The following is a 19,562-nucleotide window of genomic DNA, read 5'->3' on the forward strand; positions in this document are numbered from 1 at the left end:
GAATTACAGACTGCGCAGCTTCCGGAAAAAATCTTCCTGAAACGATTTGCCAACCGGAATTTCGTGGCCGCCCAGCAGCAGCTGGTTGTCTTCCACGGCCTCAATCCGCTTGGTGTTGACGATAAAGGAGCGGTGCATGCGCGCGAAGTGCGCAAATGGCAGCCGCTCTTCCAGCGCTTTGAGCGTGATATAGACGATGTGATTCTGCTTCGGCGTCACGAACACCGAGTCCGTCGACATGGCTTCCTATACAGCACCTCGTCGAAGTCCAGCTTCAGAAGCTTACTATTAACCTTCACGAACAGTTCCGAGCCCTCCGCTACCAGCGTAGCCTCGGGCCGGGTGGCGGGGGCCGGCTTGGGTGGGCGTTGGGCCAGGGCGCGGGCCACGGCTTGGCTGAAGCGGCCATACTCCACGGGCTTTACCAGGTAGTCGACTACGGCCAGCTGGAAAGCGGCCACCGCAAAATCAGAATGGGTGGTAACGAGTATCACCGCGGGCTGGGGCTGGGGTAGCGCCCGCACCAGGTCCAGGCCGCTGAGGTGGGGCATCTCACTATTCAGAAACAGCACATCTGCCGGCGTGCCGCCACGCAGCAGGTTCAGGGCCTGCACCGCGTCGGGTAGGGAGGCTACCAGCTCCAGGGCATCGGTCATTTCTACGAAATGCTCGAGCGTAAGACGGTTGATTTCGTTGTCGTCGATGATCAGACAGCGCAGGCGGGCAGGAGCAGTAGACATAAAAAAACAAAAGAACAGGGCCAGCTAACGGCGCGAAGCGGTGTGGGCAGAAGCGTCGGCACTGCAAACTGGGGCATTCAGACAGCGTCGAGGGCTATTGGGCCAAAAGGACAGGGCGAATACCGCGCGCAATCTACGTTTGTAGTGTTCAGTTTCCCACCTACTTCTCACCAACCTATTGCTGCTGCCCGATGAAAAACGTACTACGCCTACTGATCGGATTTACCCTCGCCGCAACCAGCGCCCTGTAAGCCGCCGCGGCTCCCGCTACCACCACCCGCTTTATGGCCCTCCCCCGACGGATCAGGGGTGGCAGACCCGTTCTTTGCAGCTGGCTTGCTTCTACACCGCTGCCCTGCGGCTGAGCAGCAGCCAAGCAGCAGTCAAGCAACCGCCGTTAAGCAAGCGACCCAGCAGGAGCTGCAGCAGCTGAGCCAGCTGGATGCTGCCATCGTTGCGCCGCCGGCTCTACCTCAACCCTTGTCGTTCACGGCCGAGCAGGTGCTTCGCCAATACGACGAAGCGATGCTGCATATCCTCACTCCCGGCCAATACAGCGCGTTTCAGCTGCTACAGGAGCGACAGTCGGGCCTGCAATGGCAACCAGCCAACAGCCCGACTCAGCAATAACCGATACGGAGCGGCTCCTGTGCTCCGTGCAGAGACGCAGGAAAGGCGCGTGCTACCTCAGTGGCGCGCGTCTATATTTTTTTCAGGATAAATCAAGTGAAATAGTGGCTTCTAGCCTGATTAACAGATGCTAACAACATAGGAAATAGCTTTTATTATTATTTTTTGCTAATCTTAAGGGTCGCTTTTATCATTCTGCGCCCATGAAATACCTGGCTGTATTCTCGCTTCTGCTGGCCCTAGCCGGCCCCGCCGTAGCACTGCCAGGCCAGCCGGGGCGCGTATTGGAGCAGCGCCGGGCTACGCTCGGCACCGATATCAGCAAGTTCCGCCACCTGACTCCCGAGCGGGTAGAAACCAGCACCCAAACCGTGTACTACACCAGTAAGCGCGAAAATCTGCGCGTGGGCTCCTATACCGTCACTGGCATCAGCTACGGTTTTTATAAGGATAAGCTCTGCTCGATTGAGCTGCGCGTGATGGGCGACGCCAACTGCCGTGGAATCCACAACCTGCTGCTCGCCGAATATGGCCCTGGCCAGCATGTAGCCGCGAAAAGTGAGCACTGGACCGATCCGCAAATCAGCCTGCGCTACACCGAAGTGCCACAAGGCTTCGCCACCATTGTGCTGGCCAGCAAAACCCTGCTGGAACAACGCCTGGCCGAAAGTAAGATACCCGCTTACCACAGCGCGTAGCCTCTGCTGAATCGGCGCTATTACCCGGCAACCAAACGCTTGGGCAAGACTGGCCTATTACAACTGCCAAGTGGGGACTGGGTGCACGACTTAGCAGTCCATCCCACTGAATTTGCACTGCATAAGAGCACCGCGTGCCCGATTGTGCTTAATGACGAGACGCAAGGTTGCGTATACCTCGTTCTGAATACCCAGAACACTACCGCAATAACTTCTCAGCTTTGAGTACGCTCATGCAAGCGGACCTCACCCCAAAAGCCGACGCCCACGCCTGACTCCTGTAACCGGGAACCAGCCGTGGGCGAGGCGTTTGTACTAGAGTTGTCGGGGGAATGGCCCGGTGCTTATTTGCTGAAGCGCCGGGTGAGCTTCTGGCTATCTTTCGTCGTGACGACCAGTATGTACAAGCCCGTTTTCAGGGCTGCTACATTCAGAAGGCCGGCGTGAGTGACACCGCTGGCTACCATCTGGCCCCGGCCATCCAGAATCTGGTAGTGGCTGCCGCTCAGGTCAAGCTCTGATTGGAAGCTGATCTGCGTCGTCGCGGGAGTAGGATAGAGTTCTAGCTCCTGACCAGTGGCGGCGGTGGCCGTGCTGGCCGCCGGTGCCGCCAGCCGCGTGCTGCTCGCTTTGGTGATGCGAATCCAGTGGATATTCCAGCCGCCGGCCTGGGCAAAGACGCCGAAGTTATAGGTGCCCGCATTGACGGGTACGGTTTGGGCCACGGTGGCCCAGTTCTGCCAGCCGCCGGTGGCCGGAATGGCTACGCTGCCGAGCTCCCGCGTTCAAATTGGCGGATATACGGCCGCCGCCGGGGCTGGCCACGCGATACTCAATGGTGTAGGAGCCCGAAGTGGGGAAGTTGATGTTGCTGTAGGCCAGCCAGTCGTTGGTATCAATCCAGCCCACATCCTGGCCGCCGCCCGTGTCCGAGCAGCCTTCCAGCTGTACGCCGCTCATGGCACTAGAGGCCTCAGCCTGGAGCAGCAAGGATGGCGGTGGTGTGCTGCTCTTTTGGTACACGCGTACGTAGTCCACATACATGGTAGTGGGCAGCTTGCTTTCGTCGACGGTCTGGCCGGGCCAGTTGCCGGCCACGGCCAGGTTGAGCAGCAGAAAGAAAGGCCGGTGAAATTCCTCCGTGCTGCCCGCATTGTTCTGAATGCTCATGCTATGATACTGGGTGCCGTCCAGAAACCACCGAATGGAGCTGGCATCCCACTCTACCGAGTACACGTGGTAGTCAGCTGGCGTCGTCACGGCGCTGTCGCTGTATTCGGCGTGGCCGCCGTTGCTGTCCCAGTGGGGTGTGCCGTAGATCCTGTTTTCGGAGTTGATATGCTCCATAATATCAATTTCGCCGCAGGCTGGCCAGCCCACCGAGCTGATAGTACCACCCAGCATCCAGAAGGCCGGCCACAGGCCCAGGCCCAGGGGTAGCTTGAGCCGCGCTTCAATCTTGCCGTAGGTAAACTCCTTGATGCCCTTGGTAATCATGCGGGCGGAAGTATAGGGCAGGCCGCCCACGTTTTGCTTGCGGGCCGTGATGAGCAGGTTGCCATTGACCACGGAGGCGTTGGCAGCCTGGTAAAACTGCTTTTCGTTGTTGCCCCAACCGCCGCCGCCGGTTTCAACCTGCCACGCCGAGCTGATGCTGCCGTTGAGCTCATCGGCCCATACTTGCTGGTAGGTTTGGGCTTCGGCCGGCGCGTTGCACAACGCCAAGATAGCCGTAGCGCGCCACAGAGTAGTAGGTAGTGTTTTCATAGAGTGGTAGGGTTGGTAAGTGAAAAGAGTAGACACAAAGGATCCAAACCAGCCTGAAATTGGGACGGGAATGCCGGCGTGGCGGCACGTGCAGGGTAGGTGAGTAGTAAGCGGGGCGAGCGGCTATGGGCGGCGCGGCAGGAGCGGGTGACGCTGGTGCACTAGAGGAGGCGTACCCAAATATATCGAGGTGCTACTGGTAAACATAAGCTTGTAAATGCCTCGCAACGAACGGGGAAAGTGCTTTTGCAGCGTTGCTACACACCTAGCGCACCCGAACCGCCCGAAAGCCACGCGGGGAGGCCGTTATCGGCGGACGTGGGTGCGCGGTTAAAAGACACGCAAAAAACATCCGACGGAGAATAGTGATTTCTTAAATACGGGTAACTCCGATAATCTGCTAATGAAAAAAGGGAAGTGCATTCCCGCCTTGCGCTGCGGGCGCGTCACCAAGAAATATATGCTAGGGCAGCTGCCGCCGCGCCAACTAGCTACTATTGCGCCTGGTACTTCGATTTGATGAAGTCCAGCATTTCCTGAATCTGCTCGTCGGTTTTCTGGGCCTGAATTTTCCACAGGGCGTCGATCAGCAGCAGCAGCAGGCTCACCTCCTTGTCGGGCGACGCGTAGCCCAGCTGCACGAACGCACGGTGCAGCATGGCCGGCACGGGCTGCAAAAACCGCTCGTGCTGCTTCTGGGCCACTTCGCTGTTGGTCAGGCGCGACTGTAGCTTCCAGAAGTGCGGCTCTTCCAGCACCAGCTTATACGGCAGCTCAATCACGCTGTGAATAAACTCCAGCGCTTCCCGCTCTTCCAGCCAGCCCCGGTTGTGCTCGATGATACGCTTGTAGCCGTTTTTGATGATAAACTCCAATAGCTGCTCTTTGGAGCCGAAGTATTTGAAAATCAACGCCTCCGAAACGCCGGCTTCCTTCGCGATAAGCTGCGTGGGCGTGTGCTCGAAGCCCTTGTCGCCGAATAGCTGCAAGGCTACCTGGGCGATATGCTGCTTACGGTTCGTCATGGATTTGTTCTAATGCGTCGGGGTGTTCCGGCTCCTGGGCAGCTGGTCGAAAAAAGGGCGGCGGGGGTGGCTCAGGTCTTCCGGCAGCGTGCCCTCGTCCTTCCTGGTGGTCGCCGGTGGGAAGTGGGGCGACGCGCGGCAATCTTGCAAATCTATCAATCTGCGGCTTGGGAACCACACCCCTCACCCGGCAACGCACAATAGTTTTGCTACTGGTGGCTTTCAATAGTCGGCTATGGCATAAAAAAGCCCCTGTATACTCGATGCAGGGGCTTTTTCAGAAAGATTAAAGTCAGCTAAGCTAACCAGGCAGCCAATTAGGGGCGACGGTTAATAGCGTTCAGGTCGTCGAAAGCCTGCTTGAGGCGCGTCACGAAGGTCTCTTCGCCCTTGCGCAGCCACACGCGCGGGTCGTAGTACTTCTTGTTGGGCGAGTCGGCCCCAGTGGGGTTGCCAATCTGACCTTGCAGGAAGCCTTCGTTTTTCTGATAATATCCGCGCACACCATCCCACAGGGCCCACTGCAAGTCGGTGTCCAGGTTCATCTTGATGGCCCCGTAGCTGATAGCCTCGCGGATTTCTTCCTGGCTGGAGCCCGAACCGCCGTGGAAGACGAAGTCGATGGGCAGCGCTTCCGCAATGTTGTGCTTGCTGCGCAGGAACTCCTGGGAGTTGTGTAGAATCTTCGGCTGCAGCTTCACATTGCCAGGCTTGTACACGCCGTGCACGTTGCCAAAAGCGGCGGCAATGGTGAAACGGTTGCTTACCTCGCTTAGCTGCTCATAGGCGTAGGCCACTTCCTCGGGCTGGGTATAGAGCTTGCTGGAATCCACGTCGGAGTTATCGACGCCGTCTTCTTCGCCGCCGGTTACGCCCAGCTCGATTTCGAGCGTCATCCCGATTTTGCTCATGCGCTCCAGGTAGCGCTTGCAGATTTCAATGTTTTCCTCAATCGGCTCTTCCGACAAGTCCAGCATGTGGGAGCTGTACAGGGGCTGGCCGAACTGGGCGAAATGCTTCTCGCCGGCTTCCAGCAGGCCGTCAATCCAGGGCAGGAGCTTCTTGGCGGCGTGGTCGGTGTGCAGAATCACGGGCACGTTATAGAGCTCGGCCATCAGGTGCACGTGGTGGGCCCCCGAAATGGCCCCAACGATGCTGGCTCGCTGGTCGCCGTTGGCCACCGATTTGCCAGCAAAAAACTGGGCTCCCCCGTTCGAAAACTGAATAATAACCGGGGAATTAACGGCGCTGGCCGTTTCGAGCACGGCATTTACCGTGTTGCTGCCCGTTACGTTGACGGCCGGCAGGGCGAAAGCCTGGGCCTTGGCCACCTGAAACAGAGATTGTACTTCGTCGCCGTGGAGCACGCCGGCCCGCAAACCGGTAAGCGTAGATTCTGCCATTGAGGAAAGGAAATTAGAGTATGAAACGAGAATGGGAAGAGGAGAAAGCAGGTGAAACAGCTGCCGGAAAGGCCCCAAAAACAGGCTCATGGCTTCCGGCTCGGCAGGCCCCGGAACCGGGTTAAAGATAAGGCAGATTTCATACACGCGTGGCCCCAGATCTAAAATAGGCTCTATCTTGAGCCCCGACAAAAGCTTCCTCAATCTTACGCACATGGCAAATCGTCGGGCTTCCATTACTGATGTAGCCAAAGCCCTGAACCTGTCGGCCTCCACCATTTCGCGGGCCCTGGCCGACCACCACGATGTGAGCGAGGCTACCAAGGAGCGAGTGCGGGCCCTGGCCAAGGAGCTGCACTACCAGCCCAACCAGCTGGCGGCGGCCCTGCGCCGGGGGCGCAGCAAAACCCTGGGCGTGCTGGTGCCGCACATCACCGGCAACTTCTTTCCGCACGTCGTGCACGGCATTGCTACCGAGGCCAGCAAGGCGGGCTACAACGTACTGATTTGCCAGTCGGATGAGGATGTGCAGCAGGAACGCAAGAACATTGACCTGTTTCTGAACGCGCAGGTAGAGGGTATTCTGGTGTCGTTGGCTAACACCACGCAGGATTTTGCCCACTTCGACGCGGTGCAGACCCAACGGTTGCCGCTGGTTTTTTTCGACCGGATTATCGAAGGCTTTCAGGGTCCCAACGTGAGTGCCGTGGTGCTCAATGACTACCTGGGGGCCTATCAGGCCGTGTCGCACCTCATCGAGCAGGGCTGCACCCGCATTGCTATTTTTAGCGGCCCGCTGCACGTCAACATCAACAAAAACCGCTACCAGGGCTACCTCGATGCGCTGGAAGTACACGGCCTGCCGCTGCGGCCCGAGTATGTGTCGCACCATCCCGACATCAACCTGAAAAGCGGCACTCAAGCCATGCGCAAGCTGCTACGGCTGCCCGAGCGCCCCGACGCAGTTTTCGCCTCCAACGACCTGGCTATTGTGGGGGCCATGCAGGTAATAAAAAGCCACAAGCTGCGCGTGCCCCAGGATGTGGCGCTGGTAGGCTTCAGCAACGAGGTTTTCACCGAGCTCACCGAGCCCACACTCACGTCCGTCGATCAGCGCAGCGAGCAGATGGGCCGCACCGCCGTGCGGCTGCTGCTGAAGCTCCTGCACCGGCCCGCCACGGCCCCGCCGTTGAAACCCGTAGTGCTCGAGCCTAAGCTTATTATTCGGGATTCGTCGGTTCGGCTGGTGGGCAAGGCCAACGGGTAACAGGCCTGTCAGCTCCTGAGCCCTCACTACGCTGGAGCAGCGGGTAGTGGAGTCGTCGTCGTCGTCGTTGAGGAGAATGCCGGACGGACTGCAAGCTGTTTGAGCTGCTTTTTCAGGTCACCGAAACGGGGTAGCGAAGATGCCAGCCGGCACCTCCGCTACCCCGTTCGGCTGGCGCTTTTGGTGCCGCAAGCAGCTTTCTGGCGAACCAACGACTCCGGCCCTCGTGTTTTGGCGGCTGACGTTTGTGGCTTCCCCGCTGTGGTGGTGCCTTGTCGGAAGGCATTCGGAGAGAGGCCGTCCGATAAAAGTGAAGCAGCGGCCGTCGGCGGCCGCCGCTTTTGGGCCAAAGCAGATGCGCCGGGCGGCGAGTTGCAGCCACCCTACAGTAGCTCGCATCATCCAGGCGGCACCGCCGCCAGCTGAAACGCCCCGAACGTATTATTTCCGGGGCGTTTCAGGTAGTATTTGATGAAAACCTCCGGCTAACCAGAAGAGGCTAAGGGGGCAAAATATGCCTGCCCCGTGCGTTGCACCGGGTAGCGTTCGGAAAACGCCAAGCCTACTCTACGAGCAGTCGGGCGGTCTGCACGTGGGTGCCAGTATGCAGTTGTACCAAGTAAATGCCGGGCGCAAGACCCTGCAGAGAAACCGGCTGCTCCTGCGAGCCCGCGCCCTGGCGGATCGGCGCGAGCTGGCGCACCGTCTGGCCCAGCAGGTTTTGTACCGTTATGGTAGCCGTGGCAGCTGCCGGCAGTTCGTAGGCTACGCGCACCACCGTTCGGGCTGGGTTTGGGGCCACCGTCAGCTTGAGCAGCGTCAGCTCGGCCGCTGCCTGAGTGGCTGTTGTCGTCTGTTTGGTAAACTGATAGGCCCCGGTAATATCATTGAACTGTACGGTGTACATACCGCTCGTGGCTACGACGACATTGCTGCCATCACGCGTGCCAACGCCGGCAGGAAATGCAGTCGAGCCCCAGTTCACAATCCAAGCGTTGTCGGCGCGAAACTTCACTTCATTCTGGGTCAGGCTTAGCGTAATACTCCATTGGTGCTTGTTGTTGCTATCGGTCAGCGTCATAGGAGTAGACTCAAGCCAGCCCTTCGCGGTGGCGGAGCCGATAATGCCTACACTCTGGTAGGTAGTTTGCGCCATTGCTGCCGTGGCCGTGAGTAGCGCCGCCAAGAATAGAGTAAGCTTACGAGTAGCATTGATCATGTATTTGCTGGGTAAAAAGTGATTATTAAAGAAGTCGGAATGCAAAGCTACGATGTGAAGAAGCAACTTCCAGCCCGGCTTCAAGCAGTGAGGTGGTCTGAACGGAGCCAGACAGAGCCGGCACGTGGTGTGTAAGGCTCCATGCGAAAGAAGGTTCCGCTCCCGGGGTGATGCCTGTGGCCCGACCACCAGCATACCGGGGCCGGTACGCGGTATTGACCACCATTGCCGCAAAACGGATGAGGGCAGTGGTATCTGGCTGCTCAGGCCGGCCATGCGCTGGGCAGCACGATGAAAGTAGTCGAGGTCGAAATCAACGATAGTAACGCCTCCGGGTTCGTACACCGGGCGCAGTAGATTTACGACAGTGAGCCAGAGGGCCGGCAGCGTATAGCCAGCAGCTCCTCGGGGAAGGCGTAGGTGGCGCGGTCAGGAGCCGAAAAATATGGGATGAGAGAAGACGGCAACGAGTGTAGGTACCGAAACAATGCGTTTAGTGCGGCCACCGGCTGCCTGCTGGTGCGGGAGGCTGATATTCCGGAAACGGTGCAGGCCAGGATGCGCAAGTACAAAGCTGGGGCTCGTCACGAAGCGTGTTGTGCTAGCAGCACCAGGGCCAGCTATGGGGCCGGATAGGAAGAAGGAGCTGTAGCACGCGGTAGAGCCAACACCAGCGACGCTTTTTAAGTAGTAATGGCTGTCAAAATGAAATTCTGTTGCGGGGCGACGCTCAAGAAGTTTGCGGCGGTAGGCGGGGGAAATACACGGAAAACGTGGTGCCCTGGCCGAGTTTACTTACCACTTCGATACGGCCGCCGCCATTTTCCACCATACGCTTGACCATAAACAAGCCTACGCCAGTGCCTTCGACGTGGGTATGGTAACGCTGAAAGAGTTGAAACAAGGGCTGTTCACGGGTCAGGTCGATGCCGAGGCCGTTGTCCTGAACTTCGAGTACGGAGTAGGTAGCTTCAGCGCGGCTGCGCACCTTCACCTGGGGCGGGCGGTCGGGGTGATGGTACTTGAGGGCATTGCTGAGTAGGTTATAGACCACGGAGCGCAGGTTTTTTTCGGCAAAGGTGATGGTGGGAGTAGGGCGCACATCGACGAGGAGACGCCCGCCGGTTTGGTGCAGCAGAGGTGCCAGGTCGAGGCGCACGTCTTCGATAAGGGGGGCCAGCGCCACGGCCACGGCCGGCTGGTCGTGCTCGCGCTGTAGCTTGCTCACGTCGGTCAGGTGCTCGATGGTGCGCGTAAAGCGGTTGACGGAGTCCTGCATCAGATCCAGAATGTAGGCGATTTCGCCGGCGGGGCTTTGCGGGGGCAACTCGTGCTGCAAGGTATGCAGCAGGCCTTCGATGTTGGTAATAGGAGCCTTGAGGTCGTGCGAGGCCGTGTAGATGAAGGTGTCCAGGTCAACGTTGGTGCGCGTGAGCTGCTGGTTGGCAGTAGTCAACTCGGCGGCCAAGGCTTGGGCTTGCTGGCGGGCGTGCACTTGGTCCGTAACTTCGAAGGCGAAGACCAACACCCCATCAGGCTGCCCATAGGCGTTGCGGCGAGCCTGCTGAATGTAGTTGAAATAGCGGTCCTCCAGCGTTCCGTCCGGCCGATCCAGTGGAACCAGGATACCCTTTTCCTCATGGGTTACACCCGTCTCATACACGGCGCGAAACGTGCGGGACACGGCATGATCGGCGATTTCGGGCAAGGCGTCGAGCAGCGGCCGGCCGTGTAGCTGGCGGTCCGGGAACAGGGCCTGGTAGCTAGGATTTACCAGCTCAAACACCAGGTTGGGGCCGTCGAGGATGCAGATGGCGGCCGGAGCCTGCATAAACAGGCTGTGGAGGCGCTGGCGCTGGGCTTCGCGCTCCTGGCGGGCCAGCACCTGCTCGGTTACATCGTAGGCAAAGCTGGATACGCCAGCAATTTCGCCAGCTTCGCGGTAGGCCTGGTAGGTGAAGTTGTAGTAGCGGGTGCGGGGGGGCTGGCCCTCGGGCGGAGTCAGTGTGAAGGCAACCTCCTCGCCAAGGAATGTTTCGCCGGTTTGGTACACGCGGTCCAGCACTTCCACGAAGCCTTGTGCTCGTAGCTCGGGCACAGCCACGTCCAGATGGAGCCCTACCAGTTGGCGGCCTGGAAAGAGCGCCTGATAGGCGGGGTTCACGTATTCGAAGCGGTGCCCGGGCGAGCCAAGCAAGGCAATAAGGGCCGGGGTTTGTTCGAACACGTCGTGGAAAGCCTGCCGTTCTTGCACCTGGCGTTGGGCGGCGGCCAGCACATCAGCCTGGAAGGCCAGCGCGGCATTGGTCCGCTCACTCACGCGGCCTTCCAGCTCTTGGCTGGCGCGCACCTCCCGGGTTACGTCGAAGGCATATACTACTACCCCACGGGGCCGGCCGTCCGCACCGAGGTCGGGCTGAAAAATGTGATTGAAGTAGAGGTCTTCCAGCGGGCCATCGGCACGGCGGGCCAGAGCGATGCGCACACCCTGGTCGACGTGGGTGTGGCCACTGTGGTATACGCGCTGCAGGATGTCCCACACGGCATGGCCCCGTAGTTCGGGCAGCGCGGTCAGCAGCGGCAGGCCCAGCAGCGGGCGACTGGGAAACAGCTGCTGGTACACGGGGTTGACCAGGGTATACACCAATTCGGGGCCGTCGAGCCGACAGAGCGCAGCGGGGGCTTGCATAAATAAGCCTTCGAGCTGGGCCCGCTGCTGCTCGGTGCGCGCCTGAGCTTCGCGCAGCGCAATTTCGACGGGACTACGGGGCTGATCGGCCGTGTCGGTGACGCTGACCAGCAAGCCGCTCCCGGCCCGACGGGCCGCTAGGCGGTAATAATTGTCGTAGCCGTCGGCCTGGTAGTTGATGGTGTACTCACGGGGTTCGCCCGACACGAAGGCGTCGACGTGGAACCGGAAAGTGCCGTGCGTCTTGCTCTGCGGCCACTGCTCGTTGTGCGTAAGCGCGGGCTGCTCGGGCATGCGCATCATGCGCTGGGCAGCGGGGTTAAGGTATTCGAACGTAAAGTCAACGATTTCACCCGAGCCGGCGGAGTCGTAGAGGGGGGTATAGAAGATGATGCCCGTCAGCGACACGGCCAGCAGCTCTCGTAGCAGGGCATCGGCGGGGGCAATGGCGGCAGCGGCGGGTGGAAGCATGGGTACTAGCGGCGGGACGAGTCCGGCCTGGGTGCGGGGCTAAGTAAGCCGTAGACACATTCGGCGGACGGATATGGCCATGAGAACGTACCGCGCGAACGAGAGTTGCCGCCGCAAAGCCAGCTTACGGATAGGCAAGCTGCTATTCGGCCAGCCTGGCGCTGCCGCTTGGCTTCGTGCGTACAAGCCCAATTTATTTGCTAGCAGATTATGAGGAAGTTCTGCGTCAAATGCTGGCCGGACAACCGGAGCCAGATGCAGCTGTTGGGGTAGGCGTTCAGGAAAAGTAACGGTTCTAACGCTCGTTTTTGGTAGCTGCTGTTTGCGAATCCATCCGCTTTGGCGGTACCTTGTAGGAAGGTATTCAGGACGTGTATGCAGTCAGATAAAAACAAAGTAGCGGCAGCCGGTGGCCGCTTGTACGTGCGGCGTGCGGTGCAGACTTCGGTGCTGCTAGCTGCTGAGGTGTCGAGTGCGGCAAAATCCCGCACGCAAGACCGGCTCCAGGGCACGCTCGTTTCCACGGCGACGAAGCTGCTGCCCCTGGTCGAGCTGATAGAGCGAATACGGCCGCACATGGTCAACGATTCGGTTTTTACTTCTCGGCGCGCCAAGATGAACGCCCAGCTAGTCATTATTCAGGAGCAGCTGCGAGCCGACGAGCCCAAGCACAAAGCCATTGCCCAGGCGTTCAAAACCATGGGCGAGTTTGTGCTGGAAGAATCCCGGGAAGTCAGCAAGGACGAAGTAAAGGAATCGGCGAAGCGCTTCGTGCTGGTAGCCCTCAAAACTGCTCCCGACCTGATCCGGGCCGCGCACACGGCCGGACTGTTGTCGTAGCTATATGGTCTGTTTTGCTGGGTATTCGAACCCGCCGCCAGCTACAGGGAGCTCTTGGCTACGGGTTGAGTAGCTGACCCTCCCGAAACAACGCCTTGACCTTTTCCATCCGATGAGCGAACGTATCCCCACCTATCAGCTGCAGGCGTTTGCTCGCTACAGCGATGCTCCTTCGGAGGTGTACTTTCCCGATTATGCGACGGCAAGCCCACGATTCCCCTGTACCAGCCGTATCGGGGCGACTACTACAAAATCAGCCTCTGCCTGCGGGGCACCGCCGCGCTAAAAGCCAACCTGGAAACCTACGACATCACCCCCGGCTGCCTGGTATTTGCCACGCCGGATGTGATTAAGCAGTGGCTGCACCTCGGGGAGGACTACGAGACGTTGTCCGTCTTTTTCACCAAAGATTTCATCGCGACGAACAATGCGGCCACCGGCAAATTTGGCTTTCTCGTGCAGCCAACGACCTACGTACTACCCCTTTCGGCCGCCGAGGAGGCGAGTATTACCGCCTCCTTCCGCTTTTTGCAGCAGAAATACCACACCCCGCACCCGCAGCGCGAGAACATTGTAAAAAATATCATCACCAGCTTGCTCTACGAAATAGCTGGCCTCTACGACCAGCGGCCCGTCCCGCTCGGGGTGGGAAAACCGAGAAGCCAGGTGCTGTCCGCAGAATTCAAGCAGCTTGTGCAGACGCACAGCGCCTCCGCGCGCAGTGTCGCCTTCTACGCTGGGGCGCTACGCATCACGCCGCGACACCTGACCGAACTGGTGAAGGAAGTGACCGGCAAAACGCCCAGCGACTGGATAGCCGAAGCCGTGGTGCTCGAAGCCAAAGTATTGTTGCAAAACCCCGCCTTACCCATCCAGTAAGTAGCGGCGAGCCTGCAGTTTGCCGACCAATTCGCGTTCAGCCGATTTTTCAAAAACAGCACCGGTTGCTCGCCCACGGCCTATCGGCAGGCAAGCTAGGGGCGTTTGCCATCTTTTTGCCACACCTTGCCACCATCTGGCCATTGCACCGGCTGGCCTTAGAAGGGAATTTTGTGTCCGCTACTTCCGGCAACCCGCTGCTGCTTTTGGCTTAGAAGCTGTTTGAGTTAGTGAAAAATTTCCGGACCGGTCATGCTGAGCGCAGTCGAAGCATCTCTACCGCTTCGTAGGAGTCGTTCAACGAAACGGTAGAGATGCTTCGACTGCGCTCAGCATGACCGTTTTTAACAACTCAAACAGCTTCTTAGCCAAACACGTATCAGCAGTGGGCCTTTGGGTACGCGCGCAAAACATCTCCCATGATTTTGATGACCGGCGCAACGGGCCACCTCGGCTCGGCCACCATTGAATTCCTGCTGCAAAAGCTGCCGGCCTCCCAGATTGCAGCCCTGGTCCGCGACGCAAGCAAAGCCGCCAGCTTACAAGCAAAGGGCGTAGACCTACGCGTTGGCAGCTACGATGACCCCGCCGCGCTCGACCAAGCCATGCGCGGCGTCGAGAAGGTATTGCTCATTGCCGGCACCGACGAAGATCACCGCGTGCAGCAGCACCAGAACGTGGCGGATGCCGCCAGGAAAGCGGGCGTGCAGTGGCTGGGCTACATCAGCCGCACGCTAAAGAACCGCGCCACCATGGCCAATCAGCTAATGGAAGGCCATTTCCAGACCGAAGACTATATTAAAGCCAATGGCCTAGCCTATAGCTTGTTTCGCAACGTCTTGTACCTGGATGCCGTCCCGCAGTTCGTGGGGCTCAACGTGTTGGACACGGGTATGTACCTGCCGGCTGGGGTGGGCAAAGTGCCCTTTGCCTTGCGCCGCGAAATGGGCGAAGCCATTGCCACGGTCTTAGCCGCTGGTGGCGGTGCCAAGCCGGTGTATCAGCTTACCGGTAGCGCGTCGTATTCTTTTGCCGATGTGGCGGCGGTCCTCACGGAGCTCTCTGGTCAAACGGTGAAGTATACTGCGGCCGAGCTGCCCGCCTTTGCGCAGAGCCTCCAGGCGCGCGGGCTACCCGACCTGGTTGTGCAGCGGATTGCCGGCTTCCTCGCCGACATCAAAAACGGCCAGGAAGACGAGGTCAGCCCGGACCTGGAGCGGCTGCTCGGCCGCAAGCCCGCAACGCTCCGCGAGGGACTGAAAGAGTTGTACCAGCTCCGGTAGTCACTTTCATTCATTGCAACCTAGAATTCCCCACTCATGAAGATTGTCATAACCGGTTCATTAGGAAACATCGGCAAGCCCCTGGCCGAAGAGTTGGTGCTAAAACGGCACGCGGTTACCGTTATCAGCAGCAAGCCGGAAAGGCGGGTAGCCATCGAAGCCCTGGGCGCCACGGCGGCCATTGGCTCGCTGGAAGACACGGAATTTCTGGCCACTACTTTCGCCGGGACCGAGGCCGTATTTGCGATGGTGCCGCCCAATTTTGGCGCACCCAATCAGGTGGACTATTACCGGAGCATCACCCGTAGATACGCCCAGGCCATTGTGCGGGCGGGAGTGAAGCGGGTGGTACACCTGAGCAGCTACGGCGCCCATCTGGACCAGGGCACCGGCTTCGTCCTGGGTTCGCACCACGCCGAAGGCCTGCTAAATGAGCTTTCCAGCGTCGCCCTGACGCACCTGCGGGCGGGGTACTTCTATACCAATTTGTACGGCTTTGCCGGCATGATAAAAGGCCAGGGTCTGATTGGAGCCAACTACGGGGGCGACGACAAGCTGGAGCTGGTGCACCCGCGCGACATTGCTGCCGTCGCGGCCGAGGAGCTGACGACTGCGGCTACTGCCCAGCCCGTGCGCTACGTGGCCAGCGACGAGTGCACAGCCAGCGAAGCCGCCCGCATCCTGGGAGCCGCCATCGGCAAGCCGGACTTGCAATGGCTCACCTTCACCAACGAGCAAACTCAACGCGCCATGGAACAGCGCGGCGTGCCGGCCCACTTGGTGGCCAATTTTGTCGAACTGGGCGCTAGCACCCATAGCGGGGCTTTGCGGGAGGATTACGAGCAGCACAAGCCAGCGGCAATGGGCAAGACCAAGTTGGCCGATTTCGCCCAGGAGTTCGTGGCGGCTTACGACAAGGTATAGGAGTGTGGCACAGCCCCTGTTTGTCAACTTACGCCGCCCGTAGCTGTTCATATCGTCGCTACTCTTCCGTTATCCAATGACCCTTTCCGAAAAAGGCCCGCTGACCCCGGTTTCCACGCTGGCGGCTGTCTTCGAACCAATTTCACTAACCATCCAACGCTGGCCCGGCATCACCGCCGCCGCCCACTGGGACCTCTACCGGGTGGGAGAACTAGTGGACGGAGCCGATTTTTACGTGGGCGACGAGGAACTGGGCCACCTCCACCTGAACGGCGAGGCGCACCTGGCCACAAGTCCGGCTCTGGGCGCAGCGTTGGTGGCTGGCGGGCTGGCCCGGCCGCTACGCTTCGGCGGGGCGGCATACCGGGGATGGACGGAATTCAGCGTGCGCACTGCCGCCGATGCGGCGCACGCCACTTGGCTGTTCGAGTTGAACTACCAACGGCTGCAGGGCCGCCCCGAAGCCGAACTGGTCGCGGAAATTGCGACTCGGCAGCCCGCCTCGCGGTAGGAGCAGCCATAAGCCGAGGCTTGCTAAATGGCCTCGACGACTACTCAGAATAGTACTAGCCCAAGCGCCTGACACTCTGCCGTGCCCTTGGGCTATTGATGAGTGTGAAACACCTACTTGATTGCGGTAGCTTCCAGTTCAACTGTCAGGGTTTCAAACAGGCCTTTTACTTCCAGCAACGTCGTTGCTTACTGTATCCCGTGCTGGAGGGGGCCATGCTTGAAATACATTGAAGCAAGCGAACAACTCGGCGGACGAAGGGAGGTAGACATTCAACCGCACAACGTTATTGGGCTCGTACCTGGCCTCGCGGATGAGTTATTCCAGGTTTTGCAGAGTTTGCATGTCGGCGATGCTGGATTTGCCATCTGCGTCGATGGCCGTTTGGCCGGAACAGGAGAACGTGCCGATGGCCTGGGTTACTTCCACGGCTTGCACGTAGTTGCGGGCGTCCTGCCGTTGCCAGGGATTGTTGATGTTCTTTTTCATGTGCTGTGTTGGTTGGGTTTGGGCTGATGCTTACTTGATAACACGAGTGACCGGATGGGCTTGGTATAATCCTTTCCCAACCAGCGGGGCGAATAGCTGGTTGGCCGCCTCGACCTGCCGGACCACGGCAACGCCCGCGCCTATGCTATTTTCGCGCACTGCTTCACCTGCACCTATGCCAACCGGCATCACCTTGAGCAGACGGTGAATAAATTAAAGCAGCACCGCCGCCGCGCCACCCGCTACGACAAACTCGACGCCTCTTTTGAGGCCTTCCTCTGCGCACGCAGCGCCACGCTATACCTTAACTGAGAACACCTCCTAGGCCACATTACCCACCATTTTGCCGGGCACCTAGCCGAAATTGAGGCCGAAGGCCCAGGGAGTGGCAGCGGAACATAACCCAGGCAATGCCGAAGTGCTGTTCAACGGCTTTTAGGTAGCCGCCATCGCACCCGACTATCAGCCCATCAGCCGTTCAGCACCGTGAAGTTCTGGCGGGCGTAGTGGGCCAGGAAATCAAGTAAATCGTCCCAGTCTTCCCCGCGAAAAAACCGGGGGTCGTGCGACTCGAATATGGCCAGCACCTGTGCCTGGTAGTCGGGGTGGGAGGTTCTAATAAGCGGGGGGGAGGTGGCTGGGGATGGTAGCTTGCATTGATTCAGCCACAGAAGAATACAGATTAGGCAGCCGGCCCAAATACATCGGGGCGGGCGTAGTGGCCGGTTACGTCCAGCGTCATCTGCTCCTCGGTGATGCGAGCCAAATCAATTTCGGCCATCAGAATCAACTCTTCGTCGTAGACTGGGCCGGCTAGGATGGTGCCATCGGGGCCGATGATGACGCTGCCGCCGCGCAGCAGGAAGGCGTCGGGGTCGGTGGGCAACTCGGGCGCGGGCTCCAGCCCGGCCGGCAGGTCTTTGACCTGCATCAGCGCTCCGGCCGCCACCACGAAGCAGCGGCCCTCGAAGGCGTAGTGGCGGCTGGCTACCAAGTTCATTTCCTTGAGCTGGGGCCAGGCCGCCACGTGTATGTCCTCGCCCGACTCGTGCAGGCGCTGGCGTGCCGGCGGCATCCAATGCTCCCAGCAAATGAGGCCGCCCACCCGGCCCACGGCCGTGGGCACGGCGTGCAGGCTGCGGCCGTCGCCCTGGCCCCAAATCAGGCGCTCAGTGTAGGTGGGCATAAGCTTGCGGTGGATGTGGGCCAGCGTACCGTCGGCGTCGAAGGTGAGCATGGTGTTGTAGAGCGTGCCGCGGCCGCGGCCGGCCAACACCCGCTCATGCACGCTGATGTTGAGCACCACGCCGTGGGCGCGGGCCGCCGCGCCCAGCGCCTCGGTCACGGGGCCGGGCACCACCACGCTGTTTTCCGCGAGGCGGCGGTACACCTGCTTCACGGCCGGCGAGTCCCAGAGGTTCACGTCGCGGCAGCTGTCGAGCCAGGCGGGGTAGCCGGGCAGCCAGGTTTCAGGAAAGACCACCAAGGCGGCTCCCTGCGTGGCGGCTTGAGCAATCAGGGTTTCCGCTTTGGCCAGGGAGGCCAGCAAATCGAGGTAGACGGGAGCCGTCTGCACGGCCGCAACGAGGAATGGCATGGGAAACAGGAGTAGGATGAAGGAGTGGGCAACAGAAAAACAGGGTGCGTGCAAGGTAGGCTGCTGGTGCCCCACCCGCGCTCCGGCGCCGGGAACTGCCCGGCCGCCAGGGCGGCGGCTCCGCTTTGGGTCAAGCAAGCGCCTGGCCGTGCGTTTCGAATACGAGTTTCACGATGCGGCCGGGCAGTGGTGGCGGGCCTACGGCAACGAGCTGTGGGAGTTTGCCCCCAATGGCCTGATGCAGCGCCGCTTCGCCAGCATAAACGACCTGGCTATCCGGGAAGAAGAGCGGTAATTACGCTAATTCCTATGCAGGTACAATCCGTTAACGTGGGCCTGCCGCGTCCCGTGGTATGGGGCGGCCGAGCCTTCACCACCGCCATATTCAAAGCGCCTACTACCGGCCCGGTTGCCATTGAGCACGATAACCTGGCCGGCGACGAGCAATGACCGTACACGGCGGCGCCGATAAAGCCGTGTACGCTTACGACGTGGCCCACTACGCCGCTTGGCGGGCGCTGCTGCCGGCCCGCACCGACTGGACGCCCGGCCTGTTCGGAGAAAACTTGACCACCGCATGCCTGCCCGAAACCGGGGTGCGCATCGGCGACCTGTTCCAGGTGGGCACGGCCATGCTGCGGGCCGTTCAGCCTCGCCAGCCTTGCTTCAAGCTCAACGCCTGCTTCGACGACCCCCACATGGCCGCCTGCTTCGTCCGCGAGGGCCGCACCGGCATCTGCTTTCGGGTGGAAGCGGCCGGTACCGTGCAGGCCGGCGATGCCATCGAGCTGCTCGAAGCAGCGGCCACGGCCATCACCATCCACGAGGTAGGGCAAATCATTCTCACTCGCTCTGCCCCAACCGATTTGCTGGCCGAGCTACTCGCACTGCCGCACCTGCCCGCCTCGCCGAAACGGCAGTTCGGCGGCCGCTGAGCCGGCGCCTGCAGCCAGGAGTTAAAAAGTTAAAAGTGAAGAGTTAAAAGCAGGAAGCCTTTTTAACTCTTCACTTTTACCTCTACTTTGGCAGGTTGTGCGGTAGGGAGCAAGGGCATAAATTCAGGGAATGGACTTGCCGATTACTGAAAAAAAGTGGAGGCCTACGTGGCCAGTTACGCCACCTGCTTTCGC

General features: G+C 59.9%; 22 protein-coding genes. 12 read left to right on the plus strand and 10 right to left on the minus strand.

Annotated features, from left to right (window positions below; genetic code table 11):
- Nucleotides 1-3: 3 nt before the first annotated feature.
- Nucleotides 4-240, minus strand: a complete 237-nt coding sequence (locus E5J99_RS15075) for a LytR/AlgR family response regulator transcription factor (RefSeq protein ID WP_135498644.1) — start codon at nucleotides 238-240, stop codon at nucleotides 4-6.
- Nucleotides 216-740, minus strand: coding sequence for a LytR/AlgR family response regulator transcription factor (locus E5J99_RS15080; RefSeq protein ID WP_135498645.1), 525 nt, complete (start codon nucleotides 738-740; stop codon nucleotides 216-218). The genes E5J99_RS15075 and E5J99_RS15080 overlap by 25 nt, the downstream gene beginning before the upstream one ends.
- A gap of 336 nt (nucleotides 741-1,076) precedes the next feature.
- Here E5J99_RS15080 and E5J99_RS15085 point away from each other — a divergent pair, with 336 nt between their 5' ends.
- Nucleotides 1,077-1,370, plus strand: a complete 294-nt coding sequence (locus tag E5J99_RS15085; RefSeq protein WP_135498646.1) for a hypothetical protein — start codon at nucleotides 1,077-1,079, stop codon at nucleotides 1,368-1,370.
- A gap of 203 nt (nucleotides 1,371-1,573) precedes the next feature.
- The gene (locus tag E5J99_RS15090; RefSeq protein ID WP_135498647.1) at nucleotides 1,574-2,068 is read left to right on the plus strand and encodes a hypothetical protein; all 495 of its coding nucleotides are present in this window, start codon (nucleotides 1,574-1,576) and stop codon (nucleotides 2,066-2,068) included.
- A gap of 344 nt (nucleotides 2,069-2,412) precedes the next feature.
- On the opposite strand, the gene E5J99_RS15095 is transcribed toward E5J99_RS15090, so the two are convergent.
- From E5J99_RS15095 to fbaA, 4 genes are all read right to left on the minus strand, one after another.
- Nucleotides 2,413-2,793, minus strand: a complete 381-nt coding sequence (locus tag E5J99_RS15095) for a T9SS type A sorting domain-containing protein (RefSeq protein WP_167852160.1) — start codon at nucleotides 2,791-2,793, stop codon at nucleotides 2,413-2,415.
- Nucleotides 2,756-3,835, minus strand: a complete 1,080-nt coding sequence (locus tag E5J99_RS15100) for a family 16 glycosylhydrolase (RefSeq protein WP_135498649.1) — start codon at nucleotides 3,833-3,835, stop codon at nucleotides 2,756-2,758. Before E5J99_RS15100 ends, E5J99_RS15095 begins: the two co-directional genes overlap by 38 nt.
- Nucleotides 3,836-4,329: 494 nt before the next feature.
- Complete coding sequence (locus tag E5J99_RS15105) at nucleotides 4,330-4,860, minus strand: TetR/AcrR family transcriptional regulator (protein ID WP_135498650.1); 531 nt, start codon at nucleotides 4,858-4,860, stop codon at nucleotides 4,330-4,332.
- Between the two features lie 317 nt (nucleotides 4,861-5,177).
- A complete protein-coding gene (fbaA, locus tag E5J99_RS15110; RefSeq protein ID WP_135498651.1) occupies nucleotides 5,178-6,263 on the minus strand; it encodes a class II fructose-bisphosphate aldolase in 1,086 nt (361 codons plus the stop codon).
- Nucleotides 6,264-6,477: 214 nt separating this feature from the next.
- Between fbaA and E5J99_RS15115 the strand changes: the two genes are divergently transcribed.
- Nucleotides 6,478-7,530, plus strand: a complete 1,053-nt coding sequence (locus E5J99_RS15115; protein WP_167852161.1) for a LacI family DNA-binding transcriptional regulator — start codon at nucleotides 6,478-6,480, stop codon at nucleotides 7,528-7,530.
- 562 nt (nucleotides 7,531-8,092) lie between these two features.
- Here E5J99_RS15115 and E5J99_RS15120 read toward each other — a convergent pair.
- Nucleotides 8,093-8,749: a T9SS type A sorting domain-containing protein gene (locus E5J99_RS15120; protein ID WP_210114454.1), complete on the minus strand. Its 657-nt coding sequence runs from the start codon at nucleotides 8,747-8,749 to the stop codon at nucleotides 8,093-8,095.
- 730 nt (nucleotides 8,750-9,479) lie between these two features.
- On the minus strand, nucleotides 9,480-11,909 hold the full coding sequence (locus E5J99_RS15125) for a PAS domain-containing sensor histidine kinase (RefSeq protein ID WP_135498654.1): 2,430 nt from the start codon (nucleotides 11,907-11,909) through the stop codon (nucleotides 9,480-9,482).
- A gap of 375 nt (nucleotides 11,910-12,284) precedes the next feature.
- Between E5J99_RS15125 and E5J99_RS15130 the strand changes: the two genes are divergently transcribed.
- The 6 genes from E5J99_RS15130 to E5J99_RS15150 all read left to right on the plus strand — a co-directional run bounded on the left by E5J99_RS15130 (nucleotide 12,285) and on the right by E5J99_RS15150 (nucleotide 16,346).
- Nucleotides 12,285-12,749 carry a hypothetical protein gene (locus E5J99_RS15130; protein ID WP_135498655.1) on the plus strand — a complete coding sequence of 155 codons (465 nt, stop codon included), beginning with the start codon at nucleotides 12,285-12,287 and terminating at the stop codon, nucleotides 12,747-12,749.
- Between the two features lie 345 nt (nucleotides 12,750-13,094).
- Nucleotides 13,095-13,628, plus strand: coding sequence for a helix-turn-helix domain-containing protein (locus E5J99_RS15135; protein ID WP_210114455.1), 534 nt, complete (start codon nucleotides 13,095-13,097; stop codon nucleotides 13,626-13,628).
- A 12-nt stretch (nucleotides 13,629-13,640) separates the two neighbouring features.
- Nucleotides 13,641-13,727 (plus strand): hypothetical protein, encoded by an 87-nt coding sequence (locus tag E5J99_RS22295; protein WP_210114458.1) that lies wholly within the window; start codon nucleotides 13,641-13,643, stop codon nucleotides 13,725-13,727.
- Between the two features lie 320 nt (nucleotides 13,728-14,047).
- Nucleotides 14,048-14,911 carry an SDR family oxidoreductase gene (locus E5J99_RS15140; protein ID WP_135498656.1) on the plus strand — a complete coding sequence of 288 codons (864 nt, stop codon included), beginning with the start codon at nucleotides 14,048-14,050 and terminating at the stop codon, nucleotides 14,909-14,911.
- Nucleotides 14,912-14,947: 36 nt separating this feature from the next.
- Complete coding sequence (locus E5J99_RS15145; protein WP_135498657.1) at nucleotides 14,948-15,835, plus strand: NmrA family NAD(P)-binding protein; 888 nt, start codon at nucleotides 14,948-14,950, stop codon at nucleotides 15,833-15,835.
- A gap of 76 nt (nucleotides 15,836-15,911) precedes the next feature.
- Complete coding sequence (locus E5J99_RS15150) at nucleotides 15,912-16,346, plus strand: luciferase domain-containing protein (RefSeq protein WP_135498658.1); 435 nt, start codon at nucleotides 15,912-15,914, stop codon at nucleotides 16,344-16,346.
- A 318-nt stretch (nucleotides 16,347-16,664) separates the two neighbouring features.
- Here E5J99_RS15150 and E5J99_RS21895 read toward each other — a convergent pair whose 3' ends face one another.
- Nucleotides 16,665-16,835, minus strand: a complete 171-nt coding sequence (locus tag E5J99_RS21895) for a hypothetical protein (protein ID WP_245319027.1) — start codon at nucleotides 16,833-16,835, stop codon at nucleotides 16,665-16,667.
- Nucleotides 16,836-17,517: 682 nt separating this feature from the next.
- Nucleotides 17,518-18,432 (minus strand): carbon-nitrogen hydrolase family protein, encoded by a 915-nt coding sequence (locus tag E5J99_RS15160; protein ID WP_135498659.1) that lies wholly within the window; start codon nucleotides 18,430-18,432, stop codon nucleotides 17,518-17,520.
- A 16-nt stretch (nucleotides 18,433-18,448) separates the two neighbouring features.
- Here E5J99_RS15160 and E5J99_RS22365 point away from each other — a divergent pair, with 16 nt between their 5' ends.
- From E5J99_RS22365 to E5J99_RS15170, 3 genes are read left to right on the plus strand one after another with little or no spacing between them, the layout of a single operon-like run.
- The gene (locus E5J99_RS22365; RefSeq protein ID WP_262713023.1) at nucleotides 18,449-18,727 is read left to right on the plus strand and encodes a nuclear transport factor 2 family protein; all 279 of its coding nucleotides are present in this window, start codon (nucleotides 18,449-18,451) and stop codon (nucleotides 18,725-18,727) included.
- A 14-nt stretch (nucleotides 18,728-18,741) separates the two neighbouring features.
- The gene (locus E5J99_RS21335) at nucleotides 18,742-18,882 is read left to right on the plus strand and encodes an MOSC domain-containing protein (protein WP_167852162.1); all 141 of its coding nucleotides are present in this window, start codon (nucleotides 18,742-18,744) and stop codon (nucleotides 18,880-18,882) included.
- Nucleotides 18,879-19,367 (plus strand): MOSC domain-containing protein, encoded by a 489-nt coding sequence (locus E5J99_RS15170; RefSeq protein ID WP_135498660.1) that lies wholly within the window; start codon nucleotides 18,879-18,881, stop codon nucleotides 19,365-19,367. The genes E5J99_RS21335 and E5J99_RS15170 overlap by 4 nt, the downstream gene beginning before the upstream one ends.
- Nucleotides 19,368-19,562 lie beyond the last annotated feature (195 nt).

Source organism: Hymenobacter elongatus, assembly GCF_004745955.1.
Lineage (GTDB): Bacteria > Bacteroidota > Bacteroidia > Cytophagales > Hymenobacteraceae > Hymenobacter > Hymenobacter elongatus.

Bases quoted from the DNA above. Each gene is read 5' to 3' on its own strand.
- E5J99_RS15075 (WP_135498644.1), bottom strand. From the start codon at position 240: ATGTCGACGGACTCGGTGTTCGTGACGCCGAAGCAGAATCACATCGTC.
- E5J99_RS15080 (WP_135498645.1), bottom strand. From the start codon at position 740: ATGTCTACTGCTCCTGCCCGCCTGCGCTGTCTGATCATCGACGACAAC.
- E5J99_RS15090 (WP_135498647.1), top strand. From the start codon at position 1,574: ATGAAATACCTGGCTGTATTCTCGCTTCTGCTGGCCCTAGCCGGCCCC.
- E5J99_RS15100 (WP_135498649.1), bottom strand. From the start codon at position 3,835: ATGAAAACACTACCTACTACTCTGTGGCGCGCTACGGCTATCTTGGCG.
- E5J99_RS15105 (WP_135498650.1), bottom strand. From the start codon at position 4,860: ATGACGAACCGTAAGCAGCATATCGCCCAGGTAGCCTTGCAGCTATTC.
- fbaA (WP_135498651.1), bottom strand. From the start codon at position 6,263: ATGGCAGAATCTACGCTTACCGGTTTGCGGGCCGGCGTGCTCCACGGC.
- E5J99_RS15115 (WP_167852161.1), top strand. From the start codon at position 6,478: ATGGCAAATCGTCGGGCTTCCATTACTGATGTAGCCAAAGCCCTGAAC.
- E5J99_RS15120 (WP_210114454.1), bottom strand. From the start codon at position 8,749: ATGATCAATGCTACTCGTAAGCTTACTCTATTCTTGGCGGCGCTACTC.
- E5J99_RS15125 (WP_135498654.1), bottom strand. From the start codon at position 11,909: ATGCTTCCACCCGCCGCTGCCGCCATTGCCCCCGCCGATGCCCTGCTA.
- E5J99_RS15130 (WP_135498655.1), top strand. From the start codon at position 12,285: ATGCAGTCAGATAAAAACAAAGTAGCGGCAGCCGGTGGCCGCTTGTAC.
- E5J99_RS15140 (WP_135498656.1), top strand. From the start codon at position 14,048: ATGATTTTGATGACCGGCGCAACGGGCCACCTCGGCTCGGCCACCATT.
- E5J99_RS15145 (WP_135498657.1), top strand. From the start codon at position 14,948: ATGAAGATTGTCATAACCGGTTCATTAGGAAACATCGGCAAGCCCCTG.
- E5J99_RS15150 (WP_135498658.1), top strand. From the start codon at position 15,912: ATGACCCTTTCCGAAAAAGGCCCGCTGACCCCGGTTTCCACGCTGGCG.
- E5J99_RS21895 (WP_245319027.1), bottom strand. From the start codon at position 16,835: ATGAAAAAGAACATCAACAATCCCTGGCAACGGCAGGACGCCCGCAAC.
- E5J99_RS15160 (WP_135498659.1), bottom strand. From the start codon at position 18,432: ATGCCATTCCTCGTTGCGGCCGTGCAGACGGCTCCCGTCTACCTCGAT.
- E5J99_RS22365 (WP_262713023.1), top strand. From the start codon at position 18,449: ATGAAGGAGTGGGCAACAGAAAAACAGGGTGCGTGCAAGGTAGGCTGC.
- E5J99_RS21335 (WP_167852162.1), top strand. From the start codon at position 18,742: ATGCAGGTACAATCCGTTAACGTGGGCCTGCCGCGTCCCGTGGTATGG.
- E5J99_RS15170 (WP_135498660.1), top strand. From the start codon at position 18,879: ATGACCGTACACGGCGGCGCCGATAAAGCCGTGTACGCTTACGACGTG.